Source organism: Aquitalea sp. (assembly GCF_030150775.1).
GTDB lineage: Bacteria > Pseudomonadota > Gammaproteobacteria > Burkholderiales > Chromobacteriaceae > Aquitalea > Aquitalea denitrificans.
The window spans coordinates 18,364-43,087 of record NZ_JASLFG010000029.1 but is presented as its reverse complement, the minus strand read 5'-3'; the positions used below and the strand labels follow the sequence as shown (position 1 = coordinate 43,087).

22 protein-coding genes are annotated in these 24,724 nt (G+C 57.3%); 6 read left to right on the top strand and 16 right to left on the bottom strand.

What is annotated here, in order from left to right; translation table 11 throughout:
• Window positions 1-154: 154 nt before the first annotated feature.
• Complete coding sequence (locus QVF59_RS09545) at window positions 155-1,075, top strand: LysR family transcriptional regulator (protein ID WP_287879209.1); 921 nt, start codon at window positions 155-157, stop codon at window positions 1,073-1,075.
• A 79-nt stretch (window positions 1,076-1,154) separates the two neighbouring features.
• Here QVF59_RS09545 and QVF59_RS09540 read toward each other — a convergent pair whose 3' ends face one another.
• From QVF59_RS09540 to QVF59_RS09500, 9 genes are all read right to left on the bottom strand, one after another.
• Window positions 1,155-1,820 (bottom strand): YiaD family glycine zipper/OmpA-like lipoprotein, encoded by a 666-nt coding sequence (locus QVF59_RS09540; RefSeq protein ID WP_287879208.1) that lies wholly within the window; start codon window positions 1,818-1,820, stop codon window positions 1,155-1,157.
• A gap of 385 nt (window positions 1,821-2,205) precedes the next feature.
• Complete coding sequence (gene gabP / locus QVF59_RS09535; RefSeq protein WP_159875236.1) at window positions 2,206-3,606, bottom strand: GABA permease; 1,401 nt, start codon at window positions 3,604-3,606, stop codon at window positions 2,206-2,208.
• A gap of 214 nt (window positions 3,607-3,820) precedes the next feature.
• Window positions 3,821-5,086, bottom strand: coding sequence for a 4-aminobutyrate--2-oxoglutarate transaminase (gene gabT, locus QVF59_RS09530; RefSeq protein WP_287879207.1), 1,266 nt, complete (start codon window positions 5,084-5,086; stop codon window positions 3,821-3,823).
• Between the two features lie 491 nt (window positions 5,087-5,577).
• Window positions 5,578-6,030, bottom strand: coding sequence for a type IV pilin protein (locus QVF59_RS09525; protein WP_287879206.1), 453 nt, complete (start codon window positions 6,028-6,030; stop codon window positions 5,578-5,580).
• A gap of 2 nt (window positions 6,031-6,032) precedes the next feature.
• Entirely contained in the window at window positions 6,033-9,377 is a 3,345-nt protein-coding gene (locus tag QVF59_RS09520) for a pilus assembly protein (RefSeq protein WP_287879203.1), read from the bottom strand.
• Between the two features lie 71 nt (window positions 9,378-9,448).
• A complete protein-coding gene (locus QVF59_RS09515) occupies window positions 9,449-9,991 on the bottom strand; it encodes a pilus assembly PilX family protein (RefSeq protein WP_159875232.1) in 543 nt (180 codons plus the stop codon).
• 14 nt (window positions 9,992-10,005) lie between these two features.
• Window positions 10,006-10,788, bottom strand: coding sequence for a prepilin-type N-terminal cleavage/methylation domain-containing protein (locus QVF59_RS09510; RefSeq protein ID WP_276608565.1), 783 nt, complete (start codon window positions 10,786-10,788; stop codon window positions 10,006-10,008).
• A complete protein-coding gene (gene pilV, locus QVF59_RS09505) occupies window positions 10,785-11,297 on the bottom strand; it encodes a type IV pilus modification protein PilV (RefSeq protein ID WP_159875230.1) in 513 nt (170 codons plus the stop codon). The genes QVF59_RS09510 and pilV (QVF59_RS09505) overlap by 4 nt, the downstream gene beginning before the upstream one ends.
• Window position 11,298: 1 nt before the next feature.
• Window positions 11,299-11,898, bottom strand: a complete 600-nt coding sequence (locus tag QVF59_RS09500) for a GspH/FimT family pseudopilin (protein ID WP_287879200.1) — start codon at window positions 11,896-11,898, stop codon at window positions 11,299-11,301.
• 474 nt (window positions 11,899-12,372) lie between these two features.
• Here QVF59_RS09500 and yiaY point away from each other — a divergent pair, with 474 nt between their 5' ends.
• Entirely contained in the window at window positions 12,373-13,524 is a 1,152-nt protein-coding gene (yiaY, locus tag QVF59_RS09495) for an L-threonine dehydrogenase (protein WP_205677492.1), read from the top strand.
• Window positions 13,525-13,612: 88 nt separating this feature from the next.
• Here the strand turns inward: yiaY and QVF59_RS09490 are convergent, their stop codons facing one another.
• The 6 genes from QVF59_RS09490 to QVF59_RS09465 all read right to left on the bottom strand — a co-directional run bounded on the left by QVF59_RS09490 (window position 13,613) and on the right by QVF59_RS09465 (window position 19,775).
• On the bottom strand, window positions 13,613-14,011 hold the full coding sequence (locus QVF59_RS09490; RefSeq protein ID WP_159875227.1) for a type IV pilin protein: 399 nt from the start codon (window positions 14,009-14,011) through the stop codon (window positions 13,613-13,615).
• 8 nt (window positions 14,012-14,019) lie between these two features.
• Window positions 14,020-16,332 (bottom strand): pilus assembly protein, encoded by a 2,313-nt coding sequence (locus QVF59_RS09485; RefSeq protein ID WP_287879197.1) that lies wholly within the window; start codon window positions 16,330-16,332, stop codon window positions 14,020-14,022.
• 701 nt (window positions 16,333-17,033) lie between these two features.
• A complete protein-coding gene (locus QVF59_RS09480; RefSeq protein ID WP_287879195.1) occupies window positions 17,034-17,573 on the bottom strand; it encodes a pilus assembly PilX family protein in 540 nt (179 codons plus the stop codon).
• Window positions 17,555-18,520 carry a PilW family protein gene (locus QVF59_RS09475; protein ID WP_159875224.1) on the bottom strand — a complete coding sequence of 322 codons (966 nt, stop codon included), beginning with the start codon at window positions 18,518-18,520 and terminating at the stop codon, window positions 17,555-17,557. The genes QVF59_RS09480 and QVF59_RS09475 overlap by 19 nt, the downstream gene beginning before the upstream one ends.
• 8 nt (window positions 18,521-18,528) lie before the next feature.
• Window positions 18,529-19,134 (bottom strand): type IV pilus modification protein PilV, encoded by a 606-nt coding sequence (pilV, locus tag QVF59_RS09470; RefSeq protein WP_240902651.1) that lies wholly within the window; start codon window positions 19,132-19,134, stop codon window positions 18,529-18,531.
• A gap of 5 nt (window positions 19,135-19,139) precedes the next feature.
• Window positions 19,140-19,775, bottom strand: coding sequence for a GspH/FimT family pseudopilin (locus QVF59_RS09465; protein ID WP_287879193.1), 636 nt, complete (start codon window positions 19,773-19,775; stop codon window positions 19,140-19,142).
• Window positions 19,776-20,236: 461 nt separating this feature from the next.
• Between QVF59_RS09465 and QVF59_RS09460 the strand changes: the two genes are divergently transcribed.
• The 4 genes from QVF59_RS09460 to QVF59_RS09445 all read left to right on the top strand — a co-directional run bounded on the left by QVF59_RS09460 (window position 20,237) and on the right by QVF59_RS09445 (window position 23,582).
• The gene (locus QVF59_RS09460; protein ID WP_287879191.1) at window positions 20,237-20,851 is read left to right on the top strand and encodes a TetR/AcrR family transcriptional regulator; all 615 of its coding nucleotides are present in this window, start codon (window positions 20,237-20,239) and stop codon (window positions 20,849-20,851) included.
• 101 nt (window positions 20,852-20,952) lie between these two features.
• The gene (locus QVF59_RS09455) at window positions 20,953-21,693 is read left to right on the top strand and encodes an NADPH-dependent oxidoreductase (protein ID WP_287879190.1); all 741 of its coding nucleotides are present in this window, start codon (window positions 20,953-20,955) and stop codon (window positions 21,691-21,693) included.
• 33 nt (window positions 21,694-21,726) lie between these two features.
• A complete protein-coding gene (gene nemA / locus QVF59_RS09450) occupies window positions 21,727-22,827 on the top strand; it encodes an N-ethylmaleimide reductase (protein WP_287879188.1) in 1,101 nt (366 codons plus the stop codon).
• A 71-nt stretch (window positions 22,828-22,898) separates the two neighbouring features.
• On the top strand, window positions 22,899-23,582 hold the full coding sequence (locus QVF59_RS09445) for a type 1 glutamine amidotransferase domain-containing protein (RefSeq protein ID WP_287879186.1): 684 nt from the start codon (window positions 22,899-22,901) through the stop codon (window positions 23,580-23,582).
• A gap of 7 nt (window positions 23,583-23,589) precedes the next feature.
• Here QVF59_RS09445 and QVF59_RS09440 read toward each other — a convergent pair whose 3' ends face one another.
• Window positions 23,590-24,504: a diacylglycerol/lipid kinase family protein gene (locus tag QVF59_RS09440; protein ID WP_287879183.1), complete on the bottom strand. Its 915-nt coding sequence runs from the start codon at window positions 24,502-24,504 to the stop codon at window positions 23,590-23,592.
• Window positions 24,505-24,724 lie beyond the last annotated feature (220 nt).

Genomic DNA, 24,724 nt, shown 5'->3' with positions numbered 1-24,724 from the left:
ATAGCCCGGTAGCACTGCGCAGCCCCACACCATGCAACAGCTATCCGGCACCGGCGGGCGCTTGGGCAGCTTGTTGCTTGGCATAGCTTGAACCAGGTGATATGTTGAGGTAAATCACGAATTTCTTACCTTCAGTTTCAAAAATACTCAACTGATGAGCAAAAAAAAATCCCTCTCCCAGGTCAGCGATTTTGATATCCGCCTGCTGCGCCTGTTCAAGACCGTGGTGGAGTGCGGCAGCTTTTCCGCCGCCGAAAGCGTGCTGGGCATCAGCCGCTCCGCCATCAGCCTGCACATGGGTGATCTGGAAAAACGGCTGGGCATCTGCCTGTGCCAGCGTGGCCGCGCCGGCTTTGCCCTCACCGACGAAGGCCGGGCGGTGCTGCACGCCAGCCAGACCATGCTGTCGGCCATCGAGGAATTCCGCACCGAGGTGAACCAGCTGCACCACCAGCTGCGTGGCGAGCTGAACATCGGCATCATCAACAACCTGGTCACCCAGTCGCACATGCACCTGACCCATGCGCTCAAGTCCTTGAGTGCGCGCGGGCCGGGGGTGCGCATCAATATCTCCATGACCACCCCCAGCGAAATCGAGCTGGGCGTGCAGGACGGCCACCTGCACGTGGGCGTGGTGCCGCTGATCAACCCGCTGTCCGGGCTGGACTACCTGCCACTGTACGAAGAGCATTCGCTGCTGTATTGCAGCCGCGAACACCCCTTCTTTGCCCGTGCCGATGCCGACATCAGCGAAGCCGAGCTACGCAGCGCCGAAGCCATTGCCCCCAACTACCGGCTGACGGTGGAGGCCATGGCGCAACACCACGCGCTTAACTGCACCGCCACCGCATCGGATCGGGAAGGCATTGCCTTTCTGATTCTTACCGGCAGCTATATCGGCTTTTTGCCAGATCACTTTGCCGCTGGCTGGGTGGCACAGGGGGTGATGCGGCCGCTACATCCGCAACAATTCTGTTACGACATTCCGCTGAATGTGGCCATGCGCAAGGGGCGACGGCCCAATCTGGTGCTGGAATACTTTCTGCAAGCGCTGGAGCAAAGCCGCAACAGCTGACACCAGCCAGGCCTGGCTGACATGCAAAAGCCCCCTTGCGGGGGCTTTTTGCTGACTGCGCGAGGCGCTCGCTGACGGCTTACTTGCCAGCTTCGCCGACAAAGATTTCCACGCGACGGTTGGCTGCACGGCCAGCCACAGTGCTGTTGTCGGCAACGGGTTGACGCGAACCCATGCCATCGATGCTGATGCGGTTGGCGGCTACGCCATGGCTGACCAGATAGTCGCGGGTGGCGCTGGCGCGGTTGACCGACAGCGGATTGTTGATGGCGTCGCTGCCGGTGTTGTCGGTGTGGCCGACAATGCGCACGGTGGTCACCGGGTTCTGCTGCAAGGTGGTGGCAAAGCGGTCCAGCACCGGGCGCAGATTCGGCTTGATGTCATAGCGGCCGGAGTCAAACGATACATCGCTGGGGATATTCAGCTTGAGCTGATTGTCGGCGGTCTGGCTCACGCTGACGCCCGTGCCCTGCGAGGCTTTTTCCATGGCCTCTTTCTGCTTTTGCATATGCTGCGACCACAGATAACCGCCACCCGCGCCCAGCGCGGCACCTACGGCAGCACCGGTTACCGCGCTACGGCCAGTATGACCACCGGAAGTCAGTGCGCCCAGCAGGGCACCTACACCCGCGCCCACAGCGGCACCGGTACCGGTGGTTTGCTGGGTTTCGCTCATGTTGGCGCAACCGCTCAGGCTGGCAGAGGCGATGGCAACAGCCACCAGGGTAGTCATCAGGTTTTTCATCGTGATCTCCTCGTTGCGGTGTGTGCATCTCACACCGTCAGGGTTGGGTCCGGGCCGCCAGTATCCAGTAGGCAACAGCTGCATGGCAGGGTGCCATCTGGCATATTCCATGCATCTGCCTCAGGCAGCCCGGGCGCTGACAAGTTCACTGACGGTCGGCGATTGGCTGCGACACGTCGGTTTGATTTAATTCATATTATAGAACTGCTGACAAACCTGACGTGTAAGCAAACGTGTGCCTTGTGTAAGCAAAGGTACAGCCCGGCCAGGCCAATCTCCGGAAGCCGGACGGCCCAGGATAAAAAAAACCCCCTTGCGGGGGTGGAAGTAATGCTCTGGGTCGAACAGGGCAAAGGAAGGGATTTGATCGGTAAAACGCGTCTGATCAGGACTGTGTGGCCACCTTGGCTTCACGCGAACCCATCCACGGTGTGCCATACATGCGCGAGCGCACCCAGCCCACCACCAGCAGGGCCAGCGACAACAGGCCGGTACTGATGACTTCAACCTGGTGTTCCGGACGGATGGCCATCAGCACCACCACGGCACAGATAAAGACAATCACGATCCAGGTCAGGGTCGGGAACATCCACATGCGGAAGGCCGGGGTTTCGCCATTGGCTTCCATACGCTGACGCATGCGCAGCTGGGAAATGGCAATCACCAGATACACCAGCAGCGCGATGGTGCCGGAGGTAGCCAGCAGTATGTCGAACACTTCCTTGGGCATCAGGTAGTTGGCAATCACGGTCATGAAACCCACCACCATGGAACCCAGCACCGCCTTTTGCGGGGTGCCGTTGGGGGCGATATCGCCAAACACCTTGATGGCATCGCCACGGCTGGACAGCGAGTACAGCATGCGCGAGGCGGTATACAGTGCCGAGTTCAGGCAGCTGGCCACCGACACCAGCACCACCACGTCAACAATGGCCTTGGCATTAGGGATACCAATCAGCTGCAGGGTGCGCTGGTAGGAACCCAGGGCGGCCAGTTGCGGGTCGTTCCAGGCTACCAGTGCGGTTACCACAAAGATGGAACCCAGGTAGAACAGGCTGATCCGCCATACCACCGAGTTGGTGGCCTTGGTGATTTGCTGCTGCGGATTATCCGATTCAGCAGCGGCAATGGTGACGATTTCAGTACCCAGGAAGGTAAACATGGTGGTAAGCATGGCACCCAGCACCGCGCCAAAGCCCTTGGGCATGAAGCCGCCCTGGTCAAACAGGCGAGCCGTGCCACTCACCTGGCTGCCCGGAATCAGGCCGAACATGGCGGCACCGGCCACGCCCAGGAAGGCTACGATGGCAATCACCTTGACCAGCGCAAACCAGAACTCGAACTCGCCGTAGTTCTTCACGCTGAACAGGTTGGTGATGGTGAGCAGAACGGTGATGCCCAGCGCAAACGCCCACATCGGCACACTGGCAAACCAGGCATGCAGGATGGTGGCGGCGGCATTGGCCTCCAGCGGAATCACCAGCACCCAGAACCACCAGTACAGCCAGCCGATGATGTAACCGGCCCAGTGCCCGATGGCACGGTCGGCATAGGTGGAAAACGAGCCGGTATCCGGTGCGGCAACCGCCATTTCACCCAGCATGCGCATGACCAGAACCACCAGCAGGCCCGCCATGCCATAGGCCAGCAACACGGCGGGGCCGGCTTCGGCAATGGCGTGGCCGGAGCCAACAAACAGGCCAGCGCCAATCACACCGGCAATGGACAGCATGGTGACGTGACGTTGCTTGAGCCCGTGGCTCAAGCTTTGTGATGAAGCACTCATGAAAGATTCTCCCAAAACCGGCAGCCTGCGTGGGCAAGGTCCGCCAGTCATGATGTTTTATTGTTTTATGTTTTTTGGAAATGACCCACATTACTTCTTGGACACGGCGACACCGTGCCACTGCCCTCAGGCAGTGGCGGCACACGCCCGTGCTTACAGCTAGCCGGGGCGGACAGGCTTACCGGGACGGCTCAGCCGGTCCTGCCTGACGGCATCAGGCCTTCAGCGCGGCTTCCAGCTTGGCCAGCGCTTCGGCGAAGATTTCGTCTTCGATGGTGAGCGGGAACAGGAAACGCAGCACGTTGCCGTACACCCCGCAGGTAAGCAGGATCAGGCCGGATTCCAGCGCCTTGCTCTGTACCTTCCTGGTGAATTCGGCATCCGGCTGGTGCGTGCCCGGCTGGTTGAATTCCACGGCCACCATGGCACCCAGGCCGCGTACGTCGGCAATCTGCGGAATGTCGCGTTTCAGGCTGTGCAGCTTTTCCTTCAGCAAATCGCCCAGCTTGTTGGAACGCTCCAGCAGGTTTTCTTCGCGGATGACATCAATCACCGCACCCGCTGCAGCCAGGCCCAGCGGGCTGCCGGCATAGGTGCCGCCCAGCGCGCCGGGAGCCGATACATCCATCAGCTCGGCCTTGCCCACCAGCGCGGACAGCGGGAAGCCACCGGCCAGCGACTTGGCCATGGTGGTGAGGTCCGGGGCAACCGGGTAGTGCTCCATGGCAAACAGCTTGCCGGTACGGGCAAAGCCGGCCTGCACTTCGTCGGCAATCAGCACGATGCCGTGGGTATCACACAGCTGGCGCAATGCCACCACCCACTCTGTCGGTGCGATATTGAAACCACCCTCGCCCTGAACCGGCTCGAAGATGATGGCGGCTACGCGCTTGGCTTCGATATCGAACTTGAACAGTTTTTCGATGCTGGCCAGCGAATCCTCAACCGACACACCGTGCAGGGCATTCGGATAAGCGGCGTGGTAAATCTCGCCCACAAACGGGCCAAAACCGATCTTGTACGGGGCCACCTTGCCGGTCAGCGCCATGCCCAGCATGGTGCGGCCGTGGAAGGCACCACCAAAGGCGATCACACCCGGACGGCCAGTCGCAGCGCGGGCCACCTTGATGGCGTTCTCCACGGCTTCCGCGCCGGTGCTGAAGAAGGCGGTTTTCTTGGCGAAATTGCCCGGTGTCAGCTGGTTCAGTTTTTCTGCCACGCTGACATAGGATTCGTAGGGAATGATGGAATACGAGGTATGGCTGAAGCGGTTGAGCTGCTCGGCCACGGCGGCCTGCACCTTGGCATGCAGATGGCCGGTATTGAGTACGCCGATACCGCCGGCGAAGTCGATGTAGCGATTACCTTCCACATCCCATACTTCGGCGTTCTTGGCCTTGTCGGCAAAGAAAGTACACATGACGCCCACGCCACGCGGGGTTGCATCCGCCTTGCGCTGCATCAGGTCCTTGTTGCTCATGCTGTTTCTCCTGTCATTAACAAAACGAGTGGCAATTTTTTAAACAGTCGATACCTGGCTACAGTATCCAAAGCTGTCAAATCCTTGTATCAACTGGATTTTCCATTGCATCTCGGCACACCAATTCTAATCACGCGTTTAACAAAACGCCACAATGAATATTATTTTAAACACGATTAAACGGCAGACAGCCATGCCCGACAACAGGGCAAGCCATTGAAAAAAAACGCTTTATCAGGAAAGTTGAACACAGAAGAAAAACAGGGGAAATTCAGCAAAAACACATCAAAAATCTGCCAGATGCCACAAAGAATTAAGCACCACGGCAAACTGTCTTTGCGTGAAGAAAAATGACATCAACAAGCCCATGCAACAGCGAAGGCAGGCATGGCGGACAGCGGCAGACAGCCGCCGTCCGGGCTCGGGCAGGGGAATGATCGCCGCAGGCAATCAGCAACAGACAACAGGCCGACCAATACAGGCGTACTGGGCTACCAGCAGTTGCCCGTGCTTACCGCCGCGCCGGCAGAGGTGACATTGCTCTTGTTGCCAAGATGGTCGAGCTGGTAGATGGCGCAGGCATCGCTGGCCTGCACGCTGCCGGTCACTGGCGTAGCCTGCAACGTATAGCCGGGTACGGTGCCGCTGCTGACCGATGCCACGGTCACCGTGTAGTAGTTCTGGCTACTGCCGGGTACCGAAATGCTATTGCTTGTATAGCCAAGTGTCGTGGGTTGGGAGGCATAGGCATTGTTCAGCGCGTAGTAGGACTCCTCGCGCGAGGCCAGCTCCAGCAGCGCCGTCTTGGCTACCGGTCGATTCCCCTTCTGCACATAACTGGTGTAGGCCGGAATGGCGATGGACACCAGAATCCCCAGAATGGCCATGGTGATCACCAGCTCAATCAGGGTAAAGCCGTTTACCCACGTGTTGCTGCGTTTCATCTTCATCTCAATTCAATCCATGTCAGCCTGCTGCCACTGGTGGACACCCCCTGGGTGTTAACGGCAATCACGTTGCCGGTGGCATAACCGGATGAGGTTTGATACACCAGATAGGTTGCGCCGCTATAGGTCACCACCTGGAAAGAGCCGGTGGCACTGAGCTGTACCGCATTCACCACCAGGCCGTTCACGCCGCTGAAAGAACCACTGCTGTTGGCAAAATAGGAGGTAGTGAAATTGCCGCCGCTCGCCGGGCTCAGCGCGTAGCTCCAGCCGGTATCCACACTGTTTGTGCAGGAGGTGATGTTGCTGGTTGCCGGAATGGTGCTGCTGAAGGTAATGGCACCATTCAGGTATTGCGGGTTGTAGATCAGCTGCTCGTTCTGGCTGCTGCTGTAGGGGAAATAAAACTTCCAGCCATATTGGGTATTGCTGCTGCAAGACGAGCTATCCACCCAGCACACGGTATTGCTGGATGTGGAGCCATAGGTTGCCACCGTAGTGCTGCTGGAGGTGGTGGTGGAGCTGAGGGTTTGCGTTACCAGCTGCGAGGCACTCAAGGTGCCCGGGCTATTGGAGGTGGTGGCAAACTGGGTGGAGGACAGTGCATTCCAGGCACTGACATTCCAGTCCCATACGCCATAGAAATACTGGTCACCAGAAGCATAGGTACTGGAGCTGCTGACCGTGGCCGATACCTTGCTGCCGGTACCGAAATACACCATCACCCGTGGCAGGGTGGAGCTGGCCTTCAGCGTGGCCACCACCGGCTTGGTGGTAATCGGCTGCAGCGTACCACTACTGTTGAGCCCGGTGGAGAACAAGGGCTGCTTGGTGCCGGAATAACTGGACACCACCCACTTGCTGGGGTCGCTACTGGTCAGGTCAAAACGCCACAGATTGCCGAACAGATCACCGGCGTAGACATAGTCGGCAATATTGTCGCTATCCAGATCCACCGGCGTGACATAGTAGATGCCGTTATTGGATTTATTACCGGTGGGGTCCTTGCTGGGGCCATAGCCAGTGGAATACTCGTAGAAAGTCTCGGTCCCGGTGCTGGGGTCTATCATCATCACGAAAATGGACGCTACCCCGGTAGCGCTGTTGTAGCCGTTACCGAATACTGCACCCCATTTGCCATTGTGGAAGCGGGTGATCACCGGCGTGCCCACGGTGTACCCCAAGTCGGATGCACATGAACCGGAACTGTAAGTACATGTCAGGGTGGAACTGTTCCACTCCCCTTTCACCAGGCTGGCGGCGTTGGATTCGGAGAAATTGGCCGGCGTGGTGACATCCAGCGCATAAATGCCCTTGCCCCCCGTACCCATGCCCCCTACCAGCCAGGTATGCCAGCTGTTGTTGTAGAACACGTCGCCACTGGTCGGGGTGGCGTCCACAAAGTAGGCATGCGAATAAATGATATTGCTGTAGCTGGTGAGATAGGAGGTCACCACCGTTCCAGGTACGTAGGCCAGCAACTCCTTGCCGTCATTGGTGCTGCTGCTGTCATACACGCCGGAGCTGTTGTAGGCCCCGCTGCGAAAGCCATGCAGCATGCCGTCGTTGGCACCGACAAACACCAGATTGGTACGGGTCAGGTTGTTGGCGGCAAAGGTGGGGTAAGTCACCGCGCTGGAACCGTTCTCCGGCAGCGAAGCACTGCTGATGATCTTGTCCGACCAGCTGGCGGTATAGCTCTTCAGCGGTGGCCCCACCCAGGTGGGACTGGAGTTGATCACATCACCCATCACGCTGGTTCGGCTGCGATACGTGCTGCCTTCACTGGTGCGGTCCCCGCGCAAATAGGAAACCAGCGCAGTCGATGAGCCCAGTGCGGTCTGCTGCGTGCTGCTCAGATTGCCCAGTTGAAACGCCACTCCGGCCAGCGAGCTGTCATTCCAGCTCAGGATGCTGCGACTGCTGGAGCCCTGTGCGCTGGCAATGGTGGTACCGGTGGTAGAGCACGATCCACCAGTCAAGCCACAGCCACTATCCCAGCTTGCGGTACTGGCTACCGATACTGTGCCGGAGGAGTCCGCCGTAATGGCATTGGAAGTGACCCCGCCATACCAGTTGCTGGCGTTGTAATAGGCCAGATAAGCCTGGCTGCCGGTTTGTACTTCGGATGACTGCTGATTCAGGCCGGCACCACTACTGGACGTCGTCAGCGGAGCTGCCTGGAAGCAGGTAATTTCGTGGTAGTTGGTGGAGCCGCCGGTAGAGGCAGCAAAGCCAAAAGTCAGGTAGGACGGCAGCGTACCGCCGATGGAGGTGATATCGATGCCATTGGCAATGGTGGTCCAGGTACCACCGTTATAGCTGTAACGCAGGGTGAGCAGATTGCCGGTGGTGATTTGCAACTGATAGCTATGTGGCTTGGCACTGGCGCGCGTGGTGGCCGATTCATACAGCGGTGTGCTGCTGGAAACCTTGTACGCTCCGTTGGTGGTGCCACTCAGGCTGTAAAACGGGTAATCATCAATAGACGTGGTTGTGGTGGTTGTTTTGGCGTTATGCCCACTTCCGGTAGTCGTCGTGGTACTTATCGCACCACTGTTACACATGCTGATAATGGAAGATGAGTTGTAACTCGAGTAGGTATCGTTACTGATATCTCCCTTACCCCGGATGGCAATCGCACCAGCGGTCTGTCCAGTGCTACTACCCGATGCCGTGTTATCGCTTTTATTGGAAAAATTGCCGAATTCATCCATGCCAATGGCCAGATAGCCATTGTGAATCCCGGTTGAGCCATAGCCGGTCATGGTTTTGTTGGTGGCATTGCCGCTTTGGTTGGAGCAGGAATAGCCCAACGAGCCACCATTTGCCCCCAGCGAGGAAGGTGCAGTGATTTTTTGCGCGGAGGACAGCAGGAAAAAGCTCAAGCCATCAGCCCCGCTGCCGCCATAGCTGTAGCTGGTCCAGGTGGCATTGATGCCGGTATTGGCCGGAAAGGCATAGCCATTGCTGTCGCCGGCATAGATGATGCCGCCAGTCTGATAATTCTTGTTATTGGTCAGCCGCAAGGCCCCTTTGCCGGAGGCATCCGGAATGGTACCGGTCGTCCCGCCAGAACCAGAGCCGCAAGCCGGAATGATGCCGGCACTGGTGGAGCTTGCCGCACCGGAACTGCCCGCCGTGGTGGAACCTGCTGTCAGGCAGGCACCGGGGCTGCTGGTATTGGTCGTGGTCTGGCTGGCAGTCAATGAACCATAGGCATACCAGTTGACCGAATTGGTGGTACCGGTAAAGTTGTCCACCACCGTCAGGGTGGAGGCAGCAACCACCCCGCTGCATAGCAGTCCGCTCCAGCCCAGCAGTTGCGGGAGCCCACATACCATATGCTTAGGATTTGCTGTCTTCATCACACTCATCCGCTGATTCACGCCCGGCCAGCAGGCGGCAGGCTGGTTTATTGACCGACATTCTGTACATTGCCGCTGGTACTCATTGCATATGTGCTCTGCAGCACGGTTACCGCCTGGGAATTGCCGCCATAGCCCACGGCGCTGATGCGGTAAATGCTGTAACCGGTTGTGCTGCTGACACCAACGTACTGAATGTAAAACATGGGACTGGAGGCAAACATCGACAGCCCACTGGAGGCAATGCTCATGCCGGGCGGGGTATAGCTGACTCCCACCGTCCAGGGCAGCGAGGCCGGGCTGCTCAGCGCATTGGAGCAGACCACCGGACTGGTCACGACCGAGGAACAACTGCTCCCCGAGCTGCCATTGCCTTGTGCCAGCCACCATTCGGCATAGATGAGCGCTGACTGAGCAGCCTCGAAGGAACGCCCCTTCTCGCGAAAGCCCCCGGCCATCTTTCCTTGCAGACCCATATTCCGCATCATCACCACACACCAGATCGCGATGATCATCAGGAACAGCAGGGCGGTAATCAGTGCAAAGCCCTTGCTGCGCCAGCTGGCAATTCCTGTTGGTAGCGGCCTCATCAGCTTGTTCCTCATTACTGGTTTGGCAGCGAGATGGTTTGCGAGAAGGTCACCGACTGCGGAGCCACTCCTTGCTGGAAGCAATAAAGCTGGGTGATGACCGGCTTGACTGAATAAACATAAGGCCAAGCACTGCTGCTGGTGACCACGCCTGCCGAGGCATAGCGGGTGACCGATCCACTCTGGGACGCATCAAAGCCGTAGAGGAATTTCACATTACTGATGCCGACATAGCCGACACTGGTACAGATAGAAGCCGAAGACGGATTAAGCCCCCCGACAACACCGACTGCCGTGGCACCATTCAGGCCACAGGTCAGTTGCTGGGTTGTGGCCGATGCCGACAGCTGATTGATATAGGTCGCTGTCGTGGAAGAAGCATTGCTGCCACCCTGACAATTAACCACGCCGTCGTTCTGCGCACTCTGGTAGCGCACATACAGGGTGTCCGGCGTGCTGGATACACCGCTGTCCACACCGTAAACAACCTGTCCGGCACTGAAGGACACGCCACTGACCGTACTGCTGTCTGCGCTCAGTGCCGTGGCAAGCGTGGCGGAGGCCGGGTTGGGAAAATAGCCGGCCGACTGGATGACCTGGCTCAAGATGGTCATCGCCATCCGCTGGTCATCCTGCATCTGTGCAATACCGCCCTGCCCCTGGCTGGTTTTCCTGAACGACAGAAACAGTGCCGACAAGGCCAGCAGAAACACCAGGCCAATAGTCATGGCGACCATCATTTCTATCAGCGTAAAACCATGTGATCGATACCGCTTTGACGAGAGCAAGCGGCTCATGGCTGCACCACCATCTGGTAACTGGCCGTAGCAAAGGCACTGCTGGCCGTCGTGGACGTCAGCGAACTGGTCATGGACTTTTCCTGCCAGGAAACAGTAATGGTGCAGGACACCGGCGCGGTGGTACTGGAGCTGCAGGAAAAAGTGCCGGAAGCAGACGGTAAGGCCAGCGCACTGGCAGACAACTCACTGCTCCATTGCGACACGTCATAACCGGCCACCTGGGATGCGGTACAGGTACTGCTGCCACAGCTGCCCGCAGTGGAGACAGAGCTCTGTGTCACTGTCCCGCTTACATTCTGCCAATACGCCACATTGGCATGCATGGCCGCTGCCAGACTCTCCGCCTTGATCGCGGCAATACCACGCATACGTGCCGAATTGGTGTTGTTAATACTGAGCGCCTGCACCCCGGCCATGCCCAACAGCCCCATCGAAATCACCAGCAGAGCAACCAGGATTTCCAGCAAGGTAAAACCGGCAGATTGCTGCAAAGAGCGGATGCACATGCTAGCAACTCCCGAAAGTGTCACTGGCACCAGACTTCACCACATGCAGCAGACCAGCGTTGCTCACATAAAGACACTGCTTGTTGAACTGGTTGGCACTGCTGGTGGCTGTGCCTGCTGCCACCGTGAATTTTCCGGTAGTACCAGTACCCAGTCGTGAAAAGCAGATTCCGTTAGACGTATTGCTGCCGGAATAGGCAAAAGTAATGGAATCGCCACTGCTTACCGCAGAGGCAACACGCAACACCGCGCTGGCTGCCAGGCCATTGCTTACCGTGCACGTATTGCTGCTGCCCGGCAACATGACGATCCAGCCACTGGCCATGCTGGTGGAGTTATTGCAGGTACTGCCATTGCTGGACGCACACAACAGGATATTCTGCCCCTGCTTGATGGCCTCGTTTCTGGCATAAGCCAGATCCAGACTGAGGGCATTGATTTCGGCACTGACATTGCTACTGTCCAGTGTGGTGCGATAAGTGGATACGGCCATTACCGTCACAATGCTGGCAATCACGATTACGATCACCAACTCAAACAAGGTATATCCAGCGGACTTTATCAAAGCGAATATATCTTTCAGAAAGCAGCAATGCAACACAGTAAAAACAATACTGAAAAATCGGCAGGATGCGAGATTTTTACTATCTCACCATTACATGAAAACCTACGCTACCAATCGCATTGATACTAACCGAAACAAACACGTGCATCCATGACACAGCAACAAGCACAGGATTAAATTAACGTAAAATAATGCTAATAATAGTATTCAGTCTGATAGCAATTTTTTCATCAAGCATCAAATAAAAAAATCAATTCTGGCAATCAAAAAGAAATAAATCCATAAAATCATAATAATGACTGAGCCATCAAGAAAGCATGATCAAAACAAATACTACCCGCACCAGGTAGCACTCAAGGCCATGCATGCAACTAAAGTCGTATAGGAGTGATTGCCCCGGCGCTATAGGCTGCATGCATGACGCTTAGGTCATGTAATCCATGTTGTTCTTGCCTGCAGTCCGGGCTGGCCCAGCCAAGAGGCCGGCCTGTCAAACAAGGAGATAACACAGTGACAACCACGACTTTCTTTATCCCTGCTGTCAACGTCATGGGTGCCGGTTGCCTGAAGGACGCCATCCAATCCATTCAGACCTATGGTTTTCGCCATGCACTGATTGTTACCGACAAGGTATTGGATGAAATCGGGGTGGCGGCTCGTATCCAGAAGCTGCTGGCCGAGCGCGATATCCAGGCCACCATTTTTGCCGGAGCCAAGCCCAACCCGACCATTGCCAACGTCGAAGCCGGGCTGGCCGTGCTGCAGGACAAGAAATGCGACTTCGTCATCTCGCTGGGCGGTGGTTCTCCCCATGACTGTGCCAAAGGCATTGCACTGGTAGCGGCCAACGGCGGACAGATTGCCGACTACGAAGGGGTGGACCGCTCGAAAAAGCCGCAGCTGCCGCTGGTGGCCATCAATACCACGGCGGGTACTGCCAGTGAAATGACACGCTTTTGCATCATCACCGACGAGGCACGCCATGTAAAAATGGCCATCGTCGATCGCAATGTCACGCCCATCCTGTCGGTCAACGACCCGGACCTGATGATTGCCAAACCCAAGGGCCTGACTGCGGCAACCGGCATGGATGCCCTCACCCATGCCATCGAAGCCTATGTTTCCACCGCAGCCACCCCCATTACCGATGCCTGCGCGCTAAAAGCAGTGGCGCTGATTTCCCAGTACCTGCGCGTGGCAGTGGAAAACGGCAAGAATCTGGAAGCGCGCGAACAGATGGCCTATGCCGAATTCCTGGCCGGCATGGCATTCAATAATGCTTCGCTGGGTTATGTGCATGCGATGGCACACCAGTTGGGCGGGGTATACGACCTGCCGCACGGCGTCTGCAATGCCCTGCTGCTGCCGCATGTGGAGGCGTTCAATGTGCAGACATCGGCCGCCCGCCTGAGTGATGTTGCTGCGGCCATGGGTGTCAATACCCAGGGGCTGACTGCAGAAGCCGGTGCCAAGGCCTGCCTGGTGGCCATCCGCAAGCTGGCTGCCGACATCGGCATCCCGGCCTCACTGAGCGAACTGGGCGTAAAGCGGGAAGATATTCCCCTGCTGGCACGCAATGCCCTGCAAGATGCCTGCGGCCTGACCAATCCGCGCAAAGCCAGCCAGGCAGAAATCGAAAGCATTTTCGAGGGGGCAATGTAAGCCCCGGCAGGAATAACCCGCCCCGCAAGGACGGAAGGTGAATGCAAAACCGCCAGGCTGCGAAGACTGGCGGTTTTACTATTGCAGCTTACTGATGGCAGCTGCCGGTATTGGTTTGACTGCAATACACGATATTACCGTCCTGATCCACCGAAATGGTGTCGGTTCCGGCCTGGCTCATGCCGGCAACCGGGGTGGCCACCAGGGAGAAACTATCGGCCGTGGCACCACTGGCAGCAATATTGTACAGCGTGGTACCGGTGCTGGGCGCGGTGGCCAGCGGCAGGGTAGCCGAGGCATAACTGCCCTTCTCCGCATACAGCCGTGCCATGTAGTGGGCATCTTCCACCAGATTGGCCTTGGCTGCCGCCTGATTGCCCTTGATCACATGCTGGGTGTAGGACGGATAGGCAATGGCAGCAAGGATGCCGACAATCGCCACCACGATAATCAGTTCAATCAGGGTAAAACCAGCTTGTGTCTTCATGCTTTGCCTCAGAAAATTTCGCGCCAGCTGATGCGCCGGCCTATCGAACTGGCACGGGGAATCAGCTTACCAGCGGCCACATTACCGTTGCTGCCGCCGGTGCCGCCCACGTAGAAGGTCAGCACCTCATTGGTATTGGTGGTGGAAGGATAGGGATAGGTCCCCATCTGGCCCGAGTCGGTGGTGGTGTAATCGCCCAGATTCACGGTGGTGACGGTAAAGGCAATCGACAAGGCAGATGGAATACCGATGTTGTAATTGATGCCGGATGGAATGGTGGTTTTACCATCGGTAAACTTTACCGTATCGCCATCCGGCGAAGTGCTGCCGGTATTGATCTTGCCATCACCATTCAAATCAAAGGCTGGAGAGGAAGGTGCCCCGCCGGTCATCAGATCCAGCGCCATCACCCAGCCGCTTTGCTGATTTACATTGCTGCATACCTTGTCACTACCTTTGAGCACCTGAGTGGTGAAATACAGCTTGCCCAGCGCTACCACCGGCTGGTAGATCATGCGTTCACCATTGCTGCTGTCCATATTGAACACCCAACCGGCGCGGTTGCCGCTGGGGCCAACGGACAAGCCACCCGTGGTAGCCGCATCGGTAATGGTGGTGGTTTCACGGAATACCACACTGCTGCCAAGCTTGCCCGAGGCGGTAGATGTCGCCGAGCCATCAATCGACGCAGTTCCGTTCAGATTGGCCACCTCACCATCAGTAATGAAGGTAGAACTGCTGTAAGTCAGATTGGTCTTGGTCTGGTCGTCGTAAATGCCATACAAGGACTGCGGATATACCGTGGTACGGTCGTTATAGGTCGTGTTCTCGTACAGCATGCGGCCGGTACCGACATAAATCATGTAGCCGCCGCCATTGACGGCATAAATCGCCGGTGCAGCCACCACCGGCTGGTTGGCCTGGGTGGTAAAAAACTTGCTGACCGATGTGGTGGTGGACGTACTGGTTTGTAATTTGAAGCGCCAGATATTGCCTGCCTGGTCGCCCGCATACACATAATCCGCCACCTTATCGCCATTGATATCCAGTACAGCAGGCGAGGATAGACCATTGCTGGCAGTGCCGGTATTCAGCTCATACAACATGGCACCGGTTTTCAGGTCAATCACCATCAGGCTGCTTACCTTATTGGTGGAGTCATAACCGTTGCCGGTAATCATCGCCCATTTCTTCACCCCGTTTACATAGACCTGTGCGATCACTGGCTTGGCAAAGGTATAGCCCAGATTGGCAAAACCGGAATCAGCCGGCACATGGTCCCACAGCACATTACTGATACCGAATACACTGCCACCAGTCAGCAAAGACGGGTTAGCCACAGTATTGCTGATATCCAGCGCAAACAGGCCCTGCCCGCCCTGTGCCATGCCACCGGTCAATACCGAAGTAGTCGCCGTGGAAAACTGGTTATCTCCGCCGCTGACATTATTGAAAGTCAGACTGCCGTTGACAAAATACAGGTGGGGCTGCGCGCCACCATAGGTGGTGGAGCCCAATGCGGTGAGATTGGCTACCGTCACCGCGCGCGGAATATAGGAAAAGTCTTCGGTGTAATTGCTGGTGGTACGACCGAATACATGCAGCATGCCGTCATTGGCCCCCACGGCAAAACCGGCAGTTGCCGTGCTACCAAAAGGCGTGGGGGTGGAATCGATAATGTCACCCAGCGTCGACGGGCTGGATTTGTCACTGCTGCGGCTACGCCAGCCACTTGGCGAGCCTCCTGACAGATAACTGAGCAAGCTGCTGCTGCCACTGTTTACGCTGCTGTACAACGCACCATTGGCAGAAGGGCCGGTGCTGGTAAAGATATTGGCCAGACGTGTACTCGCCGACACATTGAATACGATAGGGATGGTGGAGCTCAGGCTAGCCAGGCCAGTACTACTGCTTACACTGTAGGCATGCAACTGGCCGGACCAGTCGCCAGAATAGAAGGTAGCCTGGATTGCTTCGCTTGGATTGGTCGGCTTGCTGGCAACAACCGGTACGTTGGTGGCCGTGGTAGAGGTAATGCTGTTCAAAACGGATTTTAGCGAGTTGGTTAGCGAAGTTTCATCACTGGAGTTGAAGCTTTGCCCCCCCCCCGCCGTTGCAGTAGCCGCCAACACCTTCTGGCCATCGTCCGTCGCAGGCAGACCAAAACCAATGGTGTAAGTCACCATTGGCTGCGCCGTCGCTGCGCTATAGGCATTGCCCTCGGTATCGGTATTCACCCCGTTGGGAACCACTCCATTCTGATAGTAAAACCCGGCATAGCGCACCAGCGTCGTGTCAACACCGGAGGCCACACTGGGCATGGTCACTCCGACCGGGGTATAACTATTCAGAGAAACAGAAGTTCCGGATTTATTCTTCTCGGTAGCATTGACCACTTCATCATTGGGATAGCCGTCTGAAATGAAAATGACAAAATTTTTCTGGCAGACATATTTGATGGGCGAAGCATTGGTATAGTCTTGTGGTGCCTGATAGCTTGGATAGCCATTCCAGCCAGGCCGCCCGGAAAACGAGCGCATAATATTATAAAACGCACCAGCACTCGGCGTACCCAAATAATCGGTCAATCCACTGCCATTAATATCATTAGTAAAATTGGTAAGTTGAGTGCTGGAAGTAGATAATGTGGGATCACTCCAACCATCCAGCTTCAAGCTGGATCTTAAAGGAACATACCCCCCATACGACCTGGAATTCGGACCATAATTAAAATGGAACAAGGCCCAGTAAGCCATATCCCAATTATTGTTCAGCAAGTCGGTCAACACCTTGCGCGCAATGGTAATTTTAGCTGGATTGGATGTACTTACTGAATAACCATTGGGAGCATCTTTCATACTCCCCGAGTCATCCACCATCAGGGCAATATTGGGCCGTACGGTTTTCTGATTCAGATAGAGCGGCACCGCCGGATACGGATTCGCAGCAAAAACCGTGGCAGAAAATAGTGCCAGCACAGCTGCCGTGCAAACAGTAACAGAACGGGACATGGGCAGCTGCCTCAGGAAACGACGTAATAACTTTGCAAGGTCACCTGGGTATTGGCATTGCGGCCCCAGGCACGGGAAGTAATACGGTACAGTGACGCACCGGTAGTACCGGTTACCGCATCGGAATAATTACTGTCCAGCAATTCAATGGTGTAGCGCGGTTTTTGCATGGTATCGGCAGTAATGGTGCAGGTAGAGCACGGCAACGAATTGAGATAGGTACCGGTAAACACATTGCTGCGCTCCCAGGCATTGGTCCCGCCTGCCGACTGGCTGGGCAGGCAGAGCCCACCGCTGCAATCCGTTGCAAAAGCACTGGCAACAGGCTTGTTGCTAGCCACGTAGCTTTCACCTGACTTCAATCCCAGCTCAGCCAGCTGGAATGCCAGCGTGCGGTCGTTCTGGTTGCTGGCGATTTTCTGTTCGGTCAGCAAGGGCTGGGCCCCGTACACCACCAGCAAGGCAATCACGGCCAGCAGAATCAGGGAAACAATCAGGCTGGCACCACGCTGGGCACCTGACGACCGGAAATTCAACTGGACTTGTAGCATTGCTTGCCCCTGATGGCTGCAGTGGTCTGGTAGGTCTGGGTCAGGTAGCCATAGCTGTTGCCACTGGCCAGCGGAACCTGGTTCTGGCTTTGTACCGTCAGCGTAATGCGCACCGATGACACATTGCGCCAGTTACCGACCGAAGCGCGGCTTCGGTAGGTCACCAGGCAGTTGACGCTGTCTGTCACCTCGCCGTATTCATATTGCAGGCCGGTGACATTGCTGATCAGCTCGTTCGGCCCTTGCAGGGTGCCGGCCTGACCCAGTTCGGTCATCACCAGCGCACCGCTGCTGTTGACGAAATAGGCGCGGGATACCAGGTCCATGATGTCGGCACCGGAGGTCATGCTGCCGACATTCACCGACACCCCCGCCGAAGCCAGACCGGTGGTGGTCTTTTCCAACAAGATCTTCTGACAGGTGCTGGCCACCCAGTACTGCTGCCCCACCGTATAAGTACGCTGGTTATTGCTATTGGCAGAAAAAGTAGCCAATCCACCAGAGGCAATGGCTGTTGCCTGCGCCGTACCACGGCCATACTGAACAGCCAGGACATCGATGGACGCAGAAGCAGTCTGCCCGTTAAGCCAGCTGGACGCCGTAGACGACGCATAAGCCGCAAAGGGCAGATAACTGCCACCACTGGTGATAAAGGTTTGATACACCGCAGGCGAACTCACCGCACTGGTATCCACCGTCACCGCCGGTGAAGCCGCCGTGTTGTTGGCATCCAGCGTGGCGCAGCCATAGCTGCCAGCCATGCGCAGGTCACGCGAAATCTGCATCAGGGCAATGCGTGCATCCTGCTGCATGGCTATGCGCTGGTTGACCACATTGAAAGTGCGCTTGCTGTTGACATAAACCGCTACAACTGCCCCCAGCACGATCATGCCCAGGGTCAGCGACACCATCAGCTCGATCAGGGTAAAGCCGCGCATCCGTTTCATGGATTTACTCATGGTTCAAACTGCAAGACATAGCCATACACCCGGGTGGTGGCACTAGCTGCCGACGAATTGGCGCTATTGTTTCCCAAGGCGGTATTGGCAGTTTTTTCCATGGCGGCCTTCCAGGCCACCCGGATCATCAACTTGCTGCCGCCGGTACAACCACCAAGCTTGCTGTCATCAAAATTGATGGTGGACGAAGCCGTGCTGTCGCGACAGACAATGGCCCGCACATTGTTCTGGCTGCTGTCGGAGAAAGCCGTGGCCAGATTGTTCTTGAACTGGTACAGGTCATAGGCGGCCATTTGCGCACTGCTGCATGCGCTACCGCTGGCTGCATTGCACAGGGTGGAAGGCACGGTGGTGTGGTCGCTATAACTGCTTTCCACATAGTTGGTCCAGTCTTCGGTCACGCTACCGCTGGCATTGATGCTGGCATAGGAATTGGCGCGCATGGCATCAGCCACTTCAGCGGCCAGCATGGCGGCCACGCCCTGCTGCTCGGCTTCGCGCACCGTTTTGAGCGTACGCCCCTGCATGCCGGCAATGGCCAGCATGCCAATACCGACGATCAAGATGGAAATCAGCACTTCCAGCATGGTGAAGCCGTTCATTTTCTTCACGAGCAGGCTCCGCAACTGTTGTCCGTGCTGGTATCACAAGCCTTGCTGCGGCCAGAGCCACTAATCAGGATGACCCGGCACAGATTGTTGGTACTGTCCTGCAACACCAGCTTGCGGCTGTTGCCATCCAGCAGGCGGCCATCACTACCAAAGGCAATCTGCTTCACCGTGGCCACCGGGCTGGCAGACATCACCAGATTCAGCGCCGCACCATTATTCATCTCGCCGTAGTAGGTAAAGGTCTTGATGGCTTCGCCACTGTCATAGCTACCCATGGTGCCGGTGCTGATATTGTCGGCGTACACCAACTGCCCATATCCCCAGTTGTACTTGCTACTGGTTTGCGAGCTAAGGCAGCCGCTGATGCTCATGCTATTGGTATTGAGATTGGCCGAGCAGATATACACCGGCTGGTTGCGCCGCACCGCTTCAGTACGGGCGTAATTGAAACCCGCCACGATGCGGTTGGCTTCGGTAGCAATCTTGTTGCTGGCAACCAGGGTTTGTAGTGCCGGCGTGGCAATGGCCATGATCAACGCAGCCACACTGATAGTGACCAGCAGCTCAACCATGGAAAAGCCACAGTTCTGCCTGCGTAATGCTATCGGCTTGCCAGCAATGGAAATGGACATAGATCGGGAGCTTAGGTGCAGAACGCACACTGCACTGCAGCATGTCGATATCAAGCACTGGTAAAAATTTTATCCATTCTACATAGTTAAAGTACATTTACAAGATTTATCATTCTTAACACTGAGCAATATCAAGTTATTTTTCCGAATAAATCGTTAATAAAAGAATTAATTGCTTAGTTACGAACAGGACATTTCAGTAAAAAAACAATCATTCAACATTAAATTAAATGCTTATTTTCAAATAAACATAAAAAATCATCAACTTACCCTCGCCAGCCCACTCCTCCCCGCTCATGCAGCCGCAGCGCCTCACCCAGCCTATGCAATTGCCATCCGCATCCTTTTCTGCGCTGCAGCATGGCATGCCATTCCCGGATGCCCCTTGCCGAGCTGCACGTCGTGCTGAAATATCTGTTCTCCACTTGCAAACTAGACGACTGGTCTAGTACTATCTCCCCATGTCACGACTCAGCCAGTTTTCCGATACCCGCGAACACCTGCTTGCCACCGGTGAATCCATCATCCTGGGCAAGGGTTTTTCTGCCGTAGGCCTGGCCGAAATCCTCGGCTGTGCCGGTGTGCCCAAAGGTTCGTTCTACCACTACTTCCGTTCCAAGGAAGGTTTCGGGGTGGAAATGCTGCGGCGTTACTTTGAACATTACGATGCGCGCCTGCTGGAAGCACTGGACCCAAGCCAGGGGGATGCACGCAGCTGCTTGCTGCGCTACTTCTCCGGCTGGCTGGACCGTCACCAGCAATGCGAAGAAGGCAATCAGAGCTGTCTGGCCATCAAGCTGGCGGCCGAAGTGTCCGACCTGTCCGAACCGATGCGAGAAGCCTTGGCCGAGGGCATGGGGCGAGTCATCCTGCGCCTGGCCGACTGTATCCGCCGCGGGCAGCAGGAAGGCAGCTTGTGTACCCGGCTGTCAGCCGAAGACACGGCGGGCAGCCTGTACAGCCTGTGGGTAGGTTCCGCCCTGCTGTTCAAGGTGCAGCACACCCAGCAGCCCATGCTGCAGGCACAGGCGCTGACCGACGCCATGCTCAAGCCTGGTGACTGTCAGGCAAGTTAAAGCAGTAAAACGGATTTATCTTACCCGCCCCTGCGGCGGGTATTTTTGACACATCAACTAGACGACCGGTCTATTTATTTTCACCCAAACGGGAGAATGCCATGAACAGCACACTGGAACTGATGCAACAACATCGCAGTATTCGCAGTTATCAGGACAAACCCGTCCCCGCCGAGGTACTGGATGCGGTGCTGGACGCCGCCTGGAAAGGCCCCACCTCCATCAACGGCCAGCAGGTGTCGCTGGTGGTGGTGCAGGACGCCGCGCGCCGCCAGCAGATTGCCGCCCTGGCTGGTGGTCAGCCGTGGATTGCCCAGGCCCCGGTGTTTGTCACCCTGGTGGTGGATTTCTACAAGACCCGCCTTGGCGTGGAAGCGGCGGGTGCCGAGCAGGTGATTCAGGACAGCGTGGAAGGCTTTGCCGTAGGCGCAGTGGACGCCGGCATTGCGCTGGGCAACCTGATGACCGCCGCCCGTGCCGCAGGCCTGGGTGTGGTGCCGATCGGCGGCATCCGCCGCAACCCGCAAGCCATGATCGAACTGCTGCAATTGCCGGAATATACCTTCCCGATTGCTGGCGTGGTCATCGGCTATACCGATCAGGACAGCAGCATCAAACCGCGCCTGCCGCGTGAGAGCTTTGTCCATCACGAACACTACCAGACTGCACAGCTGCCGGAACAAATCCGTCAGTACGACCAGACGCTGGCCGCCTACTGGCAGCAGATCGGCCGCCCGGATGGCCTGCCCTGGACCGCCAATACCGCACAGTATTACCAGAACGTGTATTTCCCCGAAGTCGCCCCCGTCGCCCGCAAGCAGGGCTTTGGTTTTGACCGTTGATCAACTTGTCTTTGCCTACAGGAAGAAGCTGAAATGAGTCTGGATAAACTGTTTACCCCGCTGCAAGTGGGTGCCGTTACCCTCAACAACCGCATTGCCATGGCCCCGCTTACCCGGCTGCGCAATACCGAACCGGGCGACGTACCCACCGATCTGTCGGTGCAGTACTACACCCAGCGCGCCAGCGCCGGGCTGATCATTGCCGAAGGCACCCATATTTCCCCCACCGCCAAAGGCTATGCCGGTGCACCGGGCATTTACAGCGAAGAACAGGTGACCGCCTGGGGCAAGGTAAACGCCTCGGTACACGCCGCTGGCGGCAAGACCGCGCTCCAGCTGTGGCATACCGGCCGTATCTCGCACCGCTCCTTGCAGCCGGATGGCGAAGCACCGGTAGCACCGTCGGCCATCCGCGCCGAAAGCAATACCAATGTGCGCCAGCCGGATGGCAGCCTGGCCCGCGTGCCCTGCGATGTGCCGCGCGCACTGGAAATCTCGGAGCTGGGAGACATTCTGGAAGACTACCGCCGCGCTACCGACAACGCGCGCCGCGCCGGTTTCGACCTGGTGGAAATCCACGGTGCCCACGGTTATCTGCTGGACCAGTTCCTGTCGCCCGAGGCCAATGTGCGTACCGATGCCTACGGTGGCAGCGTGGAAAACCGCGCCCGCTTCCTGCTGGAAGTGGTGGATGCCGTGGTGGCCGAATGGGACGCCGCCCACGTGGGCATCCGCATTTCGCCGCTGGGCGTGTTCAATGGCGTGTCCAATGTCGAGCAGCAAGACATCGCCCTGTATGTGATCGAACAGCTGGCCAAGCGCAAGCTCGCTTTCCTGCACATTTCCGAGCCGGACTGGGCCGGTGGCCCGGCGCTGAGCGAAGCCTTCCGTCAGGAAATCCGCAAGCGTTATCCGGGGGTAATCATCGCCGCCGGTGGCTATAGCGCGGAAAAAGCGGAAAAGCTGATTGGCGAGGGCTATATCGATGCAGTGGCCTTTGGCCGCAGCTATATCGCCAACCCTGACCTGGTGGAACGCCTGCAAGCCGGGGCAGAGCTGAACACTCCGGATGCCGCCACCTTCTACGGTGGCGATGCACGGGGCTATACCGACTACCCGACGCTGAACCACTGAAGCTGAATCAGCAATAGCACATGGCCGGGCCGGCAACACGGCCCGGCACACACCACACGAGAAGGCACACCATGAAAAAAGTCCTGTTTGTTCTCACCAGCCACGACACCCTTGGCAATACCGGCCACAAAACCGGTTTCTGGATCGAAGAATTCGCCGCGCCCTATTACGCGCTGGCCGACAAGGGTGTAGCCATCACCCTGGCCTCGCCCAAGGGTGGCCAGCCGCCGATCGACCCCAAGAGCGCCGACCCGGCCTTCAGTACCCCGGCCACCGAACGCTTCAATCAGGATGCCGCCCTGCAAGCCGTACTGGCCAATACCGTAGCCCTGGACAGCGTAAAAGCCGATGATTTTGACGCCGTGTTCTACCCCGGCGGCCATGGCCCGCTGTGGGACCTGGTCGATAACAGCGCCTCCATTGCACTGATCGAAGCCTTTGTCGCCACCAGCAAGCCGGTGGCTGCGGTATGCCATGCCTCGGCCGTGCTGGTGAATGCGCGTGATGCCGCAGGCCAGCCACTGGTGGCCGGTCGCAAGGTCACCGGTTTTTCCAATACAGAAGAAGATGCAGTGCAGCTGACTGACATCGTGCCACTGCTGGTGGAAGACGCCCTGCAAGCCAAGGGTGGCATTTATGAAAAAGGCCCGGACTGGGGCGTATTCGTGCGCGAAGACGGCCTGCTGATTACCGGCCAGAACCCGGCATCGTCCGAACTGGTGGCGGAAAAACTGCTGGCCCGCCTGAACGGCTGATTCTGTATCAGAGGGCGGACAGGCAGCGCAGCACCGCCGGTTCCAGCGTAAAGCGGGCCGGCGCCTGCCCTACCAGTTCGCCATCCACCTCCAGCGGGCAGCTCTGCCCCTCCACCAGCAGGCTGCGCACACTCAGGTAACGCACCCGCTCGTCCAGCACCGGCTGTGCCTTGCGCAAGCTGGGCAGATGCCGCAAAAAGTCCAGTCCGCCACCGCGCTTGATCATCACCACTTCCAGCAAACCATCATCCAGCCTTGCCAGCGGTGCAATGCCCAGCCCGCTGCCAAAATAGCGGCCATTGGCCACACACAGGCTGAGGAAATCACCACTGATTACTTCGCCGCTCTCCAGGGTCAGCTGCATGCGGCGTGGCCGGTAACGCAGCAAGGTGAGCAGGATGGACAGATAAAACGCCACGCTGGCCGGCAGCCAGCCAGGCAGGCGGCGCACCTGTTCGACAATGGCCGAGCTGATGCCCAGTGAAGCGATATTGCCAAACCAGATCACCCGCTCACCGGCCTCTCCCGGCAGGCTAAGCCGCCCCAGGTCGATGCGGCGTACGCGCTGGCTGGCAATCAACTGTTCCAGTTGTTCCAGCGAATCGTTCACCCCCAGCGAACGGACAAAATCATTACCGGTGCCAAACGGCAGCGCCCCCACCGCCACCCGCTCGCGTGCGGCAGCATCCGCCCGCATCACACCATTGATTACCTCGTGGATGGTGCCATCGCCACCCACCGCCACCAGGTAATCACAGCCCTGCTGCACCGCGGCCAGCGCCATCTGCTCGGCACTCACGGCGGATGTGGTGATATGGATGTCCACCTGATAGTGGGCAGCAAAGCGCTGCAACAGACGATCCGGCAAGCTGCGCGGGCAGCGCAGGCCATGCAGGATGAAAACCAGCCGGGTCTGAACCATAAATAAGCTATCGGAAATTAACCATTGGATTATCAGCCAGAACATCGGCTTTTGACACCCGCATACCCAGCGCTGCCAGCGCGCCACCGGCACAGCTGTCAGTAAAATCAATGCACTGATCGCGGCGGGTAACTGGCTGGCAAGGCTGTTTTCTGGTAAATTTGGCGGTTTTGCTGCGCCCTATTCGGCTGCCAGTACCTGCCGGGTGAGACCGATCCCG